The organism is Nitrospirillum amazonense (assembly GCF_007828045.1).
Classification (GTDB): Bacteria; Pseudomonadota; Alphaproteobacteria; order Azospirillales; family Azospirillaceae; genus Nitrospirillum; species Nitrospirillum amazonense_C.
The window spans coordinates 47,722-59,875 of the sequence record NZ_VITN01000011.1 but is presented as its reverse complement, the minus strand read 5'-3'; the positions used below and the strand labels follow the sequence as shown (position 1 = coordinate 59,875).

Annotated in this window: 15 protein-coding genes; 3 read left to right on the top strand and 12 right to left on the bottom strand. The window is 66.9% G+C overall.

What is annotated here, in order from left to right; all coding sequences use genetic code 11:
- The first annotated feature begins 257 nt into the window (after window positions 1-257).
- On the top strand, window positions 258-3,173 hold the full coding sequence (locus FBZ89_RS17540; RefSeq protein WP_145751180.1) for a TonB-dependent receptor: 2,916 nt from the start codon (window positions 258-260) through the stop codon (window positions 3,171-3,173).
- A 384-nt stretch (window positions 3,174-3,557) separates the two neighbouring features.
- Window positions 3,558-3,860: a hypothetical protein gene (locus FBZ89_RS17535; RefSeq protein ID WP_145751179.1), complete on the top strand. Its 303-nt coding sequence runs from the start codon at window positions 3,558-3,560 to the stop codon at window positions 3,858-3,860.
- A 3-nt stretch (window positions 3,861-3,863) separates the two neighbouring features.
- Here the strand turns inward: FBZ89_RS17535 and FBZ89_RS17530 are convergent, their stop codons facing one another.
- The 7 genes from FBZ89_RS17530 to FBZ89_RS17500 all read right to left on the bottom strand — a co-directional run bounded on the left by FBZ89_RS17530 (window position 3,864) and on the right by FBZ89_RS17500 (window position 7,854).
- Window positions 3,864-4,955 carry an NAD(P)H-dependent flavin oxidoreductase gene (locus FBZ89_RS17530; protein ID WP_145751178.1) on the bottom strand — a complete coding sequence of 364 codons (1,092 nt, stop codon included), beginning with the start codon at window positions 4,953-4,955 and terminating at the stop codon, window positions 3,864-3,866.
- A 70-nt stretch (window positions 4,956-5,025) separates the two neighbouring features.
- The gene (locus FBZ89_RS17525) at window positions 5,026-5,238 is read right to left on the bottom strand and encodes a SlyX family protein (RefSeq protein ID WP_004274585.1); all 213 of its coding nucleotides are present in this window, start codon (window positions 5,236-5,238) and stop codon (window positions 5,026-5,028) included.
- A gap of 89 nt (window positions 5,239-5,327) precedes the next feature.
- Window positions 5,328-5,903 (bottom strand): helix-turn-helix transcriptional regulator, encoded by a 576-nt coding sequence (locus FBZ89_RS17520; RefSeq protein WP_186457416.1) that lies wholly within the window; start codon window positions 5,901-5,903, stop codon window positions 5,328-5,330.
- Window positions 5,904-6,159: 256 nt separating this feature from the next.
- The gene (locus FBZ89_RS17515; RefSeq protein ID WP_145751176.1) at window positions 6,160-6,396 is read right to left on the bottom strand and encodes a hypothetical protein; all 237 of its coding nucleotides are present in this window, start codon (window positions 6,394-6,396) and stop codon (window positions 6,160-6,162) included.
- A gap of 41 nt (window positions 6,397-6,437) precedes the next feature.
- Complete coding sequence (locus FBZ89_RS17510) at window positions 6,438-6,728, bottom strand: hypothetical protein (protein WP_145751175.1); 291 nt, start codon at window positions 6,726-6,728, stop codon at window positions 6,438-6,440.
- 42 nt (window positions 6,729-6,770) lie between these two features.
- Entirely contained in the window at window positions 6,771-6,926 is a 156-nt protein-coding gene (locus FBZ89_RS17505; protein ID WP_004274473.1) for a DUF3309 family protein, read from the bottom strand.
- Window positions 6,927-7,275: 349 nt separating this feature from the next.
- Window positions 7,276-7,854, bottom strand: coding sequence for a sigma-70 family RNA polymerase sigma factor (locus FBZ89_RS17500; RefSeq protein WP_145751174.1), 579 nt, complete (start codon window positions 7,852-7,854; stop codon window positions 7,276-7,278).
- 451 nt (window positions 7,855-8,305) lie between these two features.
- Between FBZ89_RS17500 and FBZ89_RS17495 the strand changes: the two genes are divergently transcribed.
- The gene (locus FBZ89_RS17495) at window positions 8,306-8,533 is read left to right on the top strand and encodes a hypothetical protein (protein ID WP_145751173.1); all 228 of its coding nucleotides are present in this window, start codon (window positions 8,306-8,308) and stop codon (window positions 8,531-8,533) included.
- 105 nt (window positions 8,534-8,638) lie between these two features.
- Here the strand turns inward: FBZ89_RS17495 and FBZ89_RS17490 are convergent, their stop codons facing one another.
- The 5 genes from FBZ89_RS17490 to FBZ89_RS17470 form a co-directional block, all read right to left on the bottom strand.
- Window positions 8,639-9,181 (bottom strand): type 1 glutamine amidotransferase domain-containing protein, encoded by a 543-nt coding sequence (locus tag FBZ89_RS17490; RefSeq protein ID WP_145751172.1) that lies wholly within the window; start codon window positions 9,179-9,181, stop codon window positions 8,639-8,641.
- 106 nt (window positions 9,182-9,287) lie between these two features.
- Window positions 9,288-9,818, bottom strand: a complete 531-nt coding sequence (locus FBZ89_RS17485; RefSeq protein ID WP_145751171.1) for an SRPBCC family protein — start codon at window positions 9,816-9,818, stop codon at window positions 9,288-9,290.
- A 41-nt stretch (window positions 9,819-9,859) separates the two neighbouring features.
- Window positions 9,860-10,351, bottom strand: a complete 492-nt coding sequence (locus tag FBZ89_RS17480) for a VOC family protein (protein WP_145751170.1) — start codon at window positions 10,349-10,351, stop codon at window positions 9,860-9,862.
- Between the two features lie 103 nt (window positions 10,352-10,454).
- Window positions 10,455-11,729 carry an RNA polymerase sigma factor gene (locus FBZ89_RS17475; protein WP_145751169.1) on the bottom strand — a complete coding sequence of 425 codons (1,275 nt, stop codon included), beginning with the start codon at window positions 11,727-11,729 and terminating at the stop codon, window positions 10,455-10,457.
- Window positions 11,730-11,733: 4 nt separating this feature from the next.
- Complete coding sequence (locus FBZ89_RS17470) at window positions 11,734-12,117, bottom strand: YciI family protein (RefSeq protein WP_145751168.1); 384 nt, start codon at window positions 12,115-12,117, stop codon at window positions 11,734-11,736.
- Window positions 12,118-12,154 lie beyond the last annotated feature (37 nt).

Genomic DNA, 12,154 nt, shown 5'->3' with positions numbered 1-12,154 from the left:
CGCTGGCGCGGCGCTGACGCCGCCTGAAGGCCCTCGTTGATGCCTGGCCCACAGCCAGCCGTTATTTGCGGATTAAAAATGACACCGGTCCCAATAACGGGCCGGACGGACGGGGAGGTCGGACGGGTGGCATGACCAGGCGACAACGTCTGGTTTTTCTGGGAACACTCCGGGCCGGGGGAACAACCGGCTGGTGCTTCCCCGGGCACACGGGCCGGCAAAGCAAAACAACAAGGTTGAACGGAGGATTACGTCAAATGCTCAAGAGCGTGAGCCGGACGCGGCGCCACACATTGTCCACCCGCGTGTCCCAGGTGGCGTTGCTGCTGGCCTTGGCAGCGGGGGGAACCGGCGCGGCCCATGCCGCCGGCCAGGCGGCGGCGCAGCCCTCGGCGCCAGCCGACCAGGGTGCGACCCAGACGGGCGCGCCGGCCGACCAGGCCAGCCAGGCCACCGCGCCTCAGGGCGAGGCGGCGGCCCCCGGCGGCGGCGATGGGCTGGAGGAAATCATCGTCTCCGGTTTCCGCCGCAGCCTGAACGTCGCCCTGCAGGCCAAGCGTGAAAGCTCTGGCGTGGTCGACAGCATCGTGGCGGAAGACATCGCCAAGTTCCCGGACAAGAACTTGGCCGAATCCCTGCAACGCATCCCCGGCATCGCCATCACCCGCGACGCGGGTGAGGGGCGGCAGATATCCGTGCGCGGCCTGGGCCCGGCCTTCACCCGCGTGCGCATCAACGGCATGGACGCCATCGCCACCACCGGCAGTTCCGATGCCCAGGGTGGCAACAACCGCTCCCGCGCCTTCGACTTCAACGTCTTCGGTTCCGACCTGTTCAGCAACCTGACCGTCCACAAGACGCAGTCGGCGGACCAGGAAGAGGGCTCGCTGGGCGCCGGCGTGGATCTGTCCACGCCCCACCCGCTGGACTTCGGTGGCTTCAAGCTGGCCATCAATGGCAAGGCCACCTACAACGACCAGAACAAGAGCAAGGAGCCCAACGGCGCCGTGCTGGTCAGCGATACCTTCGCCGACGGCAAGCTGGGTTTCCTGGTGGGCTTTTCCTATTCCAAGCGTGACACGCAGCAGCTCAGCTCCGAAACCACGCGCTGGGCGTCCAACGCCTCCAACGCCTCGGGCAGCTACAACGGCGGTGTCACGGCGCCCACCGCACTGTCCGCGGTCAACGGCCCCAACGTCTTCATGCCGCGCATCCCGCGCTACAGCGTCTATGACTACAACCAGAGCCGCGCCGGCCTGGTGACCTCGCTGCAATGGAAGCCGGATGAGGATACCGAGATCAGCCTGGACGGCGTGTTCTCCGACCTGTGGGGCACCCGTTCGGAAAACGACCTGGAGGCCATCAGCTTCAGCCAGGCGCGCACCACGGTGGGCAGCATCGTCACCGGCAAGCCGGTCATGCAGATCGCCTCCGGTACCCTCGACGCCAACGGCAACCTGATCGCCGGCACCTTCAACAATGTCGGCATCCGGTCTGAGGCGCGCTACGACGTGCTCAGCACGCAGTTCGGCCAGGAAACCCTGAACATCAAGCACAGCTTCTCCCCCAGCTTCCGCATGAACGCGCTGGGCGGCTACTCCGTCTCCGCCTTCAACAACCCGGTGCAGACGACCATCACCCTGGATCGCACCGGCAGCAACGGCTACTCCTACGACTATCGCGCCAACAGCCGCCTGCCGGTGCTGTCCTACGGTTTCGACGTCACCGACCCGGCGAACTGGAAGCTGGTGAACGGCCTGTCCAACATCCGCCTGCGCCCCAACGGCACCCAGAACACCTACGGCAACGGCGACCTGGACTTCGAATACGACATCAGCAACGAGCTGACGCTGAAGGCTGGCTTCCAATTCAAGGACTTCACCTTCTCCACCTACAACAAGACCCGCGCCTCGGAAATCGCGGTCCCCAATCTGCCGGCCGGCGTGAGCCTGGCCAGCCTGACCAAGATCGGCGGCGGCGTGGGCGGCTTCGCCCCGGCGGGCACGCCCGGCAACTGGCTGGTGGCCGACATCGACGCCTTCGCCAACGCGCTGAACATCTACAGCAAGACTGGCACCTTCTCCGTCAGCCAGACGGGCACCGGCTCGCTGGGCAGCAATTACGCGGTGGAGGAAAAGGACTACGGCGGCTACGCCCAGGCCAATTTCAAGACCGACCGGCTGGGCCTGCCCATCCGCGGCGACATCGGCGTACGCTTCGTCACCACCGACCAGAGTTCCTCCGGCTACCAGGCGGTGGGCAGCACGCCCACGTGGGTGACCGTCGGCACCGATTATCATGACGTGTTGCCGTCGATGAACCTGGTGGGCGAGGTCACGGATGATTTCCTGATCCGGGCGGCGTTGGCCAAGGTCATGGTGCGCAACGACCTCAGCGGCTTGAACCCGGGCGGCAGCGTCAACGTGGCCGGCACCAACCGCACGGTGACCTCCGGCAACCCCTACCTGAAGCCCATCCGCGCCAATACCGCCGACCTGTCCTTCGAATACTACTACCAGCCGGGCGCCCTGATCTCGCTGGGCCTGTTCTACAAGGACATCAACAGCTACGTACAGACCTTGAGCGAAAACAAGGTCTACAACAGCTCCGGCCTGCCGCTCAGCCTGTTGAACGGCACGGGCCTGACCGGCAGCGAGGTGTTCACCTTCAGCACGCCGGTGAACACGAAAGGCGGAGACCTGAAGGGCCTGGAGGTGAACTTCCAGCAGCCGTTCAGCTTCCTGCCGGACTTCTGGAGCAATTTCGGCATCCTGCTGAACTACACCTACGTGCAAAGCCGCATCAATTACCTGCTGGCGGCGACCTCGACCACCACCACCCTGGCCGACCTGGTGGGCCTGTCGAAGAATGCCTACAACGGCACGCTGTATTATGACGATAAGGTGTTCAGCGCCCGCATCTCCGCCGCCTACCGCAGCGGCTACCTGACCCAGGTGCCGGGCCGCAATGGCAACGACGTGGAAGGCACCAACTCCACCATGAACGTGGACTTCGCGTCCTCCTACGCCGTCAATGAGCGCCTGACCTTCATGTTCAATGCCATCAACCTGACGAACGAGTGCAATGACCAGTACGTCGGCTCGGTCAACCGCCTGAACTACTACAACTGCACCGGCCGCATCTATGAGGCCGGCTTCTCCTTCAAATACTGAGCGCTTTTTAAAAGCTGGGGCGCGGGTGAGGCGGCGCCCCGGTTCTTTCCCCCGGCCTCATGAGACCCTTCAATTGTGCTCCACCTCCTGACGCGCGCCGGCACCCGTACGGCGCGCGTTTTCTTTTCGGGTGGTGTGGCATCGGTTGTGCAGGCCCGGCCGCCATGGTTCACTGGCCACAAGAATGGGTGGCGGATGGGGCGGGGCATGCGGCGTGCGCGGTGGCGGTATCTCGCGGTTGTCCTGCTGCCGTTCATGGCGGACCCCGTCCTGGCGCAATCTCAGCCGTCAGTGGCCCCACCTGGGCCTTCACCTGGGCCCCCGTTTGGGCCCCCGTTTGGGCTCCCGCTGGCACCCCCGCCGCAGATCACCCTGACGCCCGCGGTGCCCAAGGCCGGCCCGCAGCCGGCGCCGGTCTCCAGGCCGCCGGAACCGTCCACCCCCGAATTCATCATCCAGGCGCCGCATTTCGTCCTGCCCGACCCGCTGGAACAGGAGCAGTTCCTGCGGGAGCAGGCGGAGACCTGGCGGTTCAATCACATGGAAACGTATCTGGGCGCGGATAAGGAGGACAAATACTTGCGCCTGCCGGAAATGAACACCGGCACGACACGGGATCAGCGCTACCTGGGCAGCCTGCTCCACCCCTGCAAGATCAACCAGGACCACGTCCTGACGTGCCGGTGACGGTTACCGGCCGCTGATCTGGTGGGCGCCCAGGCGGGCCAGCGCCTCCGCCGCCAGCGCCCGCGTCAGGTCGCCGGCGGACAGGGCGCGGCCCAGGCGCGCCGCCTGGCCGGCCCACTGGTTGGTGAAATCGCCGGATCCGGCCGCTTCCGCCTTGGCGCGCAAGGGGGCGAGGGCGCCGCCGGCGGTTGGGAAGGCGGGGGGCGCGTCGGACAGGGGGCCGATCTCGCGCATCAGCCGGTTGACGATGCCGCGCGCGGGGCGGCCGGTGAACAGGTTGGTCAGGGCGGTGCCGTCATCCGTGGCGCTCTCCAGCGCCTGGCGGTGCACCTCGGGTATCTTGATCTCGGGACAGAACAGGTAGGCGGTGCCGATCTGCACGGCGGAGGCGCCCAGGGCCAGGGCGGCCACGATGCCGCGCGCGTCCGCGATGCCGCCGGTGGCGATGACGGGGACCGAGACGGCGTCCACCACCTGAGGCACCAGGGCGAAGGTGCCGACTTGCGTCGCCATGTCGTCCGACAGGAAGTTGCCCCGGTGGCCGCCGGCCTCCAGCCCCATGGCGATGACGGCGTCGACGCCGTGATGTTCCAGCCAGCGCGCCTCCGCCACCGTGGTGGCCGAGGCAATGACCTTGGCGCCGGTGGCCTTCACCCGCTCCACCAGCAGCTTGCCGGGCAGGCCGAAATGGAAGCTGACCACCGCCGGCTTCACCTCCTCGATCAGGGCGCAGAAATCGGCGTCGAAGGGGGTGCGGCCGCCGACCGGAGGCGTGTCGGCGGGATCAAGGCCCAACTCGACATAATAGGGCGCCAGCCGGGCGCGCCAGGCCATCAGGCGGGCCGGGTCCGGCACCGGCGGGGTGTGGCAGAAGAAGTTGAGGTTGAAGGGCCGGCTGGTGCCATGCCGCACCTCGGCCACCGCGGCCTTCAGGCCGTCCAGGGTGTATTGGGCGCCGGGCAGGGCCCCCAGCCCGCCCGCCGCACTAACCGCCATCGCCATGGCCGGCGTGCTGGCGTTGGCCATGGGCGCCTGCAGGATGGGATGGTCGATACCGAACAGGTCCAGGATGCGGCGGTCGGGCCAGGCGGTCATGGGGCACGTTCCCTCAGTCGGTGGCGACATGCCCCGGATGTGGGGGGCGCGCCGCTGGTATAACACCCCCCTAGTAATGCGGCGGCGGCTTTTCATCCTGGGGGGAGGGGCGCCAGCCGCCCTCCGCTTCCTGCAGACGGGCCAGCAGCCGGCGCACGCGGGCGGTCAGCATGTCGATCATCTGGCCCTGGTCCGCCACCACCTGCGACAGTTCCTCCGCCATGCGTTCATGGTGGGTGATGCGCATCTCCAGGTCGATAAGGCGCTGTTCGACGGAATCCATGGGGGCGGTCCTAAGGGGGTGATGGCGCCTCTATAGCACCATGGGCCCCGGACCCCTCGTGATTATTTTGCCGACGCCGGATGGGCCCGTCAGGCGGCCTGCGGCTCGCCGGTGGCCGCCGTGTCGCCCCGCGAACGGGCGCGCTGATCAGGGTATTCCTGCTGCATGCGTCGCCGCCAAGCTGCCGGTGTCACCCCCATGGTCTGCCGGAACAGCCGCGTGAGGTGCGCCTGGTCGGCCAAGCCGCAGGTTAGCGCGATGTGGGAAAGCGGCTCCGCCGTGGTCGTCATCAGGTGCCTGGCCTGCTCCATGCGCCGATGGATGACATATTGGGTGAAAGGCATACCGAAGCTGATGCGGAAGGCGCGTGAGAAATAGCTGGTGCTGAGGCGGACCAGCACCGCCACGTCACGGATGCGGATGGGCGCCGCCAAATGGTCATGGATATACGTTTCGACCCGGCGCACCTGCCAAGGTACCAGTCCGCCCGTGAGCGGCGGCGCATCGACCGTCAGGTCGCGCAGCATGTCGGCCGCCCGCTGCAGGCAGGTGGCCGCGGCGGCGCCGTCATTGTCCAGGAGGGCCAAGGCGTTGCGCAGCAAGGTGGTAATCTCATCCCGGCGCCGCGCGCAAGCGGTGACGGGCCCCGGTACGACGGTCAACATGATTTCATCCCCGGATTGATCCCGGGGCATTGTCGACGCCTTGGCCGGGCGGTGTCGAATAAATGAGTGCAAATTGATGCAAGCCGGCAGCCAGCCGGCTTAGCTATTTATTTCCATAATCTTCCTTATCGGTTTTCCCTGTGTAGGCAAAGTTAAAATGTCAGGCCTGTGCAAAGTAGAACTATCAGTCTTCCGGTTAGCCAAGGGCGCCGGCCCGCATGACCGGCGTCCTTCTTCGCTCGCAGGGCTGGCACCGTCAGTGTTTGCCGTCGTCCTTGGAAGCGCTGGGGCGCGGCAGCCTGTCTTCTTCCCGGGCGTGGGCTTTGCCGCGCGCCTCGGCCCGTTCCAGGTCTTGGCCTTCAGGGCCATCGAGGGCATCGGCCGCCTCGCGGGCCTTTTCCGCCACCTGGCCCGTCGCCACGAAATCGCGGGCGTGCTTGTCGTAGGCACGGGTCGCGGTGCGGTTGCCCTCGCCTTCATTGCGGTTGGCCATGGGACTGATCTTTCCTTGATGAGGTCCTTGATAAGGTGGTGTCAGCCCACCTTGGCCGGCCCTGACGGTACGGACACGTTGCCCAGCGCCACCAGGGCCGACTTAACCTCGGACAATTGATGGGCGGTCGTCGGCGGCAGGTCGGTGGTCATGTTCTCCTCGCTCGCCACCATCAGCAGCTGCAGGTCATGTTCCCAATGGCGCAGCAGCAGGATCTTTTCCGCCCGGCTCAGGCGGTCGGTGACGACCAGGTCGTGCGGCGTCTCGAAATACCGGGACACGTCGCCCAGCAGCGTGTCGATGTCCGGAAGGGCCTCATGTACGGCGGTCATGATGCGTCTCCTTGTAAGGCCTTTAAGGATAGCTCCGGCTGGCTACACCCTGCCGGTCAGAACCAGCACCAGGACGACAATGAGCACGATGCTCAACAGGCCGCTGGGGCCGTAGCCCCAGCCGCGGCTGTACGGCCAGCTGGGAATGGCCCCCAGCAGCAACAGGACCAGGACAACAAGCAGGATGGTGCCGAGCATGGGGTGATCCTCCGTTAAGGACGGACTGTTTTTGCCCTTCTTGCCGTGGGCATGTCCGTCAGGCGGCGATAGGGGGTGCCGAGGCTTGATGGGGGGGCAAGACCTCTAGTGAAACGGCTTCCAGGGAACGCGCTGGACGCGGAGAGGGCGCCCAACCGCCCTCCCCGGCCCTGTCCCCAACCGGTTCGGCAGGCGCACGGCGCTCGGCCAGGCGGATGGGGGCATATCGCTGGGCCGCCAGCCATTGGGTGGACATGCGTTTCCACTGGTTGGCGTCCCGTGACCAAGGTTTCCTGTCAGGCACTTCACCTAAATCCTTATGCCAAGTGATTGGTTTCGCTTCGTCACGTCAGTGGCTGCTCACCGGATGGCTGGCATCCCAGGCGCTGGAGGTGGCCATGCCCGTGGGGGCGCCGAGGCCGGTGTCGCCCGGGTCCATGCCCATGATGTCGGCCAGCCGGGCCCGGCCGCGGTTCACGCGGCTTTTGATAGTCCCCAGGGCGCAGCCGCAAATCTCGGCCGCCTCCTCGTAGCTGGCGCCGGCGCCGCCCACCAGGACCAGCGCCTCGCGCTGTTCCACGGGCAGCTTCATCAGTGCCGCCTTGAGCTCGCGGCCGGCTATGCCCCATTCCTGCGCGGGGCTGATGGTCAGCCGCGCGGTATGTACACCGTCCGGGTCGCCCACCTCGCGCTGCTGGTGTTTGGCGACGGAGTAGTACCGGTTGCGCAGGATGGTGAAGAGCCAAGCGCGCAAATTGGTGCCTGGGGTGAATTGGCCCGCATGGGACCAGGCGCGGACGATGGCATCCTGCACCAAGTCGTCGGTGTCGGCGGCGTTGTTGGTCAGCGATCGTGCAAAGGCCCGCATGGCGGGGATCAGCTTGACCAAGTCGTCACGAAAGGTGGGCGATGTCTCAGCGGATGGCATGGGTCACACCTTTTTGTGAAAGCCCGCTGCGATTTTATTTTTCTTAAAGAAATCGCATGTGGATGCGGGCGATAATGGGTTCTGTAATCCCCCGAACTCGTCTGTCTTCTAAGATCACTATAAGCAAACACCACCGCCAGCGTCTCTCCGTATTTCGGGAAGAACGCTAGGTTTATCGCTGTATTTATTCGGTCTATTTAACGGATGGACTATGACCATCCGATTATCCGGCATGCCGCTTTGATGAACGCTGGGATAGTCTGTTCAAAGCAGGGGAAGGGAAATTTTGCGGTACCGGCCGGCCCCTGCCCTACGCCCATCGCGGCAGTCCCCTGCCGGCCGGCTTACACGGGAAGGGCGGCTATCCCGTTGCCGCCGTGGAACAAAGCCGCCGCTGGCCGCTTTAGTCATGGTGCGAAGGGCATAGGCCCGGGTTTTTGGGAAGGATGTCATGACCAAGCGGCAGAAAAGTATTGAGTTTCAGCGCACTCCGGCTCTGACGCCCATTGTGGCGGCGGGATATTCGACGGCGGCGGCCTATGCCACCCCCTTCGACATCGTCCAAGACGCGGTGGATGAACGGATCCGGGAGATGTTCTGTGACGCCGTTGCCGAGCCCCTGCCGCCCGAGATCCATGTCCTGCTGGCCCGCCTGCAGGGGAAAACCCTGCTGAATTAAGCCGTCCCTCACTCCTGGTGACCGTCGCCCCGGTGGCGCCTGAAAATCGAAAGGCCGGTCCCGTTGCCGGGGCCGGCCTTTTCATATTGGGGTGTCGGGCGGGGCTCAGCGCGTGTGCCGGCCCTCGCCCACCTCCTCGATGATCTTGGCGACGAAGGCCGGCAGGTCGTCTGGGGAACGGCTGGTGATGACGCCGTTGTCCACCACAACCTCTTCGTCCACCCAGTCGCCGCCCGCGTTCTCGACGTCCTTGCGTATGGATTTGTAAGAGGTGACGCGGCGGCCGCGCAGGGCGTCGGCCTCCACCAGCAGCCAAGGGCCGTGACAAATGGCGGCCACCACCTTGCCACTGTCCAGAAAGCCCGTGACGCGGCGCATGGCGTCCGGGTTCACCCGCAGCAGGTCGGGATTGATCTGGCCGCCCACGGCCTGGTAATCCTCCACCTTGGTGTCGGCGATGCGCAGGTCGGCCTCCACCGTCTCACCCCAGTCGGTGTGGTTCCAGCCGCGGATGGGCTTGCCATCCGGGGTGGCCACGTCAACCTTGGCGCCGGCTTTGCGCAACTCATCCCGGGGGACGGTCAGTTCGGATTGTTCAAAGCCGTTGGCGGCCAGGATCAGGATGCGGGCGTCGTGGATGTCGGCCATGACCGGCGTTCCTTATCTTGATGGGCGGGGAAGTCGTCCGAACAACCCCGGCCCATCCGCACCGGTTCCCCGACTATCAGGACGTCGCCAGTTGGTGAAACGGACGTCAGGCGGCCGGCTGCGCCCGCGCCAGATAGTCGTCCAACTGGTCCAGCGTGCCGTTCCATCCCTGGCGCATGCTCTCGGCCCCAGCGGCGAAGGTCGCCTCCTCCTCCGTCGTGGCGTTGACCGGCACGGCGGTGCAGTCCAGGCGGGTGCCGCCCTTGTCCGCGATGAAGGCCGTGGTGCTCAGCATCTCCAGGGGCCAGGTGGGGCTCATGGGATGGCGCACCGGCGTGCCGTCGGCGTCGGTGAAGGAGACGAGGAAGGACATCAAGCCGGGCGTCGACGGTGTGGGCGGCGTGATGTCGCGGAAGGTCCACTTGCCCCACATGGTGAAACCGCCGGCCTCCGCCGGCGGCTTCATGCCATAGAAGAAGGTCCCGCCGGGCCGCAGGTCCAGGTCGCCGCGCACCCAGGTGAAGCCCTTGGGCCCCCACCACAGGCGCAGCCGCTCCGGCTCCGTATAGGCGGACCACAGCAGGCAGGGGGTGGCGACGAAGCGGCGGGAAATACGGAATTCTGGCGTTTCGGTCATGGTGCCGGGTCCTTCCTTTGTTGGTTCGATGTCGGGCCGCCTTAGGGAGCCGCCTGGCCGGCGGCCAGCGGGCATGGCTCGCCGGGGGCGCCCAGCGGGTGGGCGAAGCTCCACAGGTGGCCGAAGGGATCGGCCACCTGGCCATAGCGGGCGCCCCAGAAGGCGTCGATGGCCGGCATGGTGACCGTGGCGCCGGCGGCGACCGCCCTTTCCATGGCGGCGTCGCAGTTGGGCACCTCCAGGTGCATCACCACGCTGGTGCCCTTCAGCAGGCCCGGCGGGGCGCTGGTGCCGCCGTGCTCCGCCCGGTACTCGGGGAAATCATCACGCAGGAACAGGCGGGCGCCGTTCACGCGGATCTCAGCGTGCAATAGTCGGTCGCCGTCCTGGGCCGGCATGCGGAACACCTCCTCCGCACCCAGGGCCTGGGCGTAGAAGGCCAGCGCCGCCTTGGCATCGCCAACCACCAGGTGGGGAATGATGCCCTGCTGCATGGGCTGCATGGGCTGCGTGGGCTGGACGGCATCGGACATGGTCGTGCTCTCCCGTTTGTGACTGGTTGGGCCACGCCGGACGCGGGCCTGTCCCAAGGACGAGGGCCATGGTCCCGTCCCGACAGGGGGGAGAATTTATTTCTCAAGTCGGCGCCGCGTCGCGTACCAGCCGGTCCAGATGCTGGCGGATGTGCGCGGCCTCCGCCGGGGTATGGGCCAGGGCGATGGCGCGGTCGAAGGCCACCCGCGCCTCGGCCGTGCGGCCCAACTGGGTCAGATAGGCGCCCTTCACCCCGAAGAAGTGGAAGTAACCCGCCAGCCGCTCACCCAAGGGCTCGATCATGGCCAGGGCCGCCGCCGGCCCCCGCACCTTGGCCGTGGCAACCGAACGGTTCAGTGTCACCACCGGCGAGGGCTGGATGTGTTCCAGTGTGGCGTACAGCAGGTCGATCTGCGTCCAGTCCGTTTCGGCCGCCGTGGCCGCCCGGGCGTGCAGGGCGGAGATGGCCGCCTGCACCAGGTAGGGGGTGGGCTGGCCGTGGCGCATGGCCTTGTCGATCAGGGCCAGGCCCTCCGCGATCATCGGGGCGTTCCAGCGGCCGCGGTCCTGGTCCTCCAGCAGCACCAGGTTGCCCTCGCCGTCGAAGCGGGCGGCGGATCGCGCCTGTTGCAGCAGCATCAGCGCCAGCAGGCCCATGATCTCCGGTTCCGACGGGAACAGGCGCAGCAGCAGGCGGGCCAGACGGATGGCCTCATGCGCCAGGGGCGCCCGGCGTTCCGTCGTGTCGCCGCCGGCGGAATAGCCCTCGTTGAACAGCAGGTACAGCATGGCGGCGACGGCGCCCAGCCGCGCCGCCCGCTCCGGCGCGCCGGGGGTTTCGAACGGCACGCCGGACCGGGTGATGCGCGCCTTGGCCCGGGTGATGCGCTGTTCCATGGCGCTGTCGCTGACCAGGAAGGCCCGCGCGATCTCCGCCACGCTGAGGCCGGAGACGATGCGCAAGGCCACGGCGATCTGCTGCGTGGCCGGCAGGTCCGGCGGGCAGCAGATGAACAGCAGGCGCAGGATGTCGTCGCGGTAGCCGGCGCCGTCCAGGCGCTCCGCCAGTTCGGCCTCGGTATCCCCCTCGCCGCCGTCGCCGTCGGCCAGCGTATCCTCGTCCGGCAGGGGCTGCTGGCGCGCCAGGCGGCGCACGGTGTCCAGGGTGGCGTTCCGTCCGACGAAGATCAGCCAGGCGGCGGGATCGCGCGGCGGACCGTTGCGCGGCCAGGCCTTCAGGGCGCGCAGGGAGGCTTCCTGGAAGGCCTCCTCCGCCGTGTCCAGGTCGCGGAAATAGCGCAGCAGGGCACCCATCGCCTGGGGCCGGGCGGCCGTCAGCGCGGTGTTGATCCAGGCCATGTCGGCGGCCTCGGCCATGATCTCATGCCCCGGTGGAAACAGGGGCCGGTGCCGGGTGGTAGAGCCCCACCGGGCGGATCTCATAGCTGCCGCCCGGGTTGGCGCGGCCCAGCTCGCGGGCGGTGTCCAGGATCTGCTCCAGCGTCTCGCCCTCCACCAGGTAGAAGCCCAGCAGCTGCTCCTTGGTTTCGGCGAAGGGCCCGTCGATCACCAGCGGCGGGTCGCTGTCCTTGCGCAGCGTGGTGGCGGCCGTGGTGGGCAGCAGCCGGGCCACGGGGCCCAGGCGGCCCTCGCGCGCCAGCTTCTCATGCACCACCGACAGCTTGGCCATGACGGCGTCATCCTCCTCCTTGGTCCAGGAACCGACGACGTCTTCGCGGTGATAGCACAGGATGGCGTACAGCATGGGTGATCCTCCAGCGGCGGGACGGCCGGTTTGCAAC

What these genes read in the sequence shown, in the direction of transcription:
- FBZ89_RS17540 (WP_145751180.1), top strand. Translation starts at nt 258, where the DNA reads ATGCTCAAGAGCGTGAGCCGGACGCGGCGCCACACATTGTCCACCCGC.
- FBZ89_RS17530 (WP_145751178.1), bottom strand. Translation starts at nt 4,955, where the DNA reads ATGACCGCCTGGCCCGACCGCCGCATCCTGGACCTGTTCGGTATCGAC.
- FBZ89_RS17525 (WP_004274585.1), bottom strand. Translation starts at nt 5,238, where the DNA reads ATGGATTCCGTCGAACAGCGCCTTATCGACCTGGAGATGCGCATCACC.
- FBZ89_RS17520 (WP_186457416.1), bottom strand. Translation starts at nt 5,903, where the DNA reads ATGTTGACCGTCGTACCGGGGCCCGTCACCGCTTGCGCGCGGCGCCGG.
- FBZ89_RS17515 (WP_145751176.1), bottom strand. Translation starts at nt 6,396, where the DNA reads ATGGCCAACCGCAATGAAGGCGAGGGCAACCGCACCGCGACCCGTGCC.
- FBZ89_RS17510 (WP_145751175.1), bottom strand. Translation starts at nt 6,728, where the DNA reads ATGACCGCCGTACATGAGGCCCTTCCGGACATCGACACGCTGCTGGGC.
- FBZ89_RS17505 (WP_004274473.1), bottom strand. Translation starts at nt 6,926, where the DNA reads ATGCTCGGCACCATCCTGCTTGTTGTCCTGGTCCTGTTGCTGCTGGGG.
- FBZ89_RS17500 (WP_145751174.1), bottom strand. Translation starts at nt 7,854, where the DNA reads ATGCCATCCGCTGAGACATCGCCCACCTTTCGTGACGACTTGGTCAAG.
- FBZ89_RS17495 (WP_145751173.1), top strand. Translation starts at nt 8,306, where the DNA reads ATGACCAAGCGGCAGAAAAGTATTGAGTTTCAGCGCACTCCGGCTCTG.
- FBZ89_RS17490 (WP_145751172.1), bottom strand. Translation starts at nt 9,181, where the DNA reads ATGGCCGACATCCACGACGCCCGCATCCTGATCCTGGCCGCCAACGGC.
- FBZ89_RS17485 (WP_145751171.1), bottom strand. Translation starts at nt 9,818, where the DNA reads ATGACCGAAACGCCAGAATTCCGTATTTCCCGCCGCTTCGTCGCCACC.
- FBZ89_RS17480 (WP_145751170.1), bottom strand. Translation starts at nt 10,351, where the DNA reads ATGTCCGATGCCGTCCAGCCCACGCAGCCCATGCAGCCCATGCAGCAG.
- FBZ89_RS17475 (WP_145751169.1), bottom strand. Translation starts at nt 11,729, where the DNA reads ATGGCCGAGGCCGCCGACATGGCCTGGATCAACACCGCGCTGACGGCC.
- FBZ89_RS17470 (WP_145751168.1), bottom strand. Translation starts at nt 12,117, where the DNA reads ATGCTGTACGCCATCCTGTGCTATCACCGCGAAGACGTCGTCGGTTCC.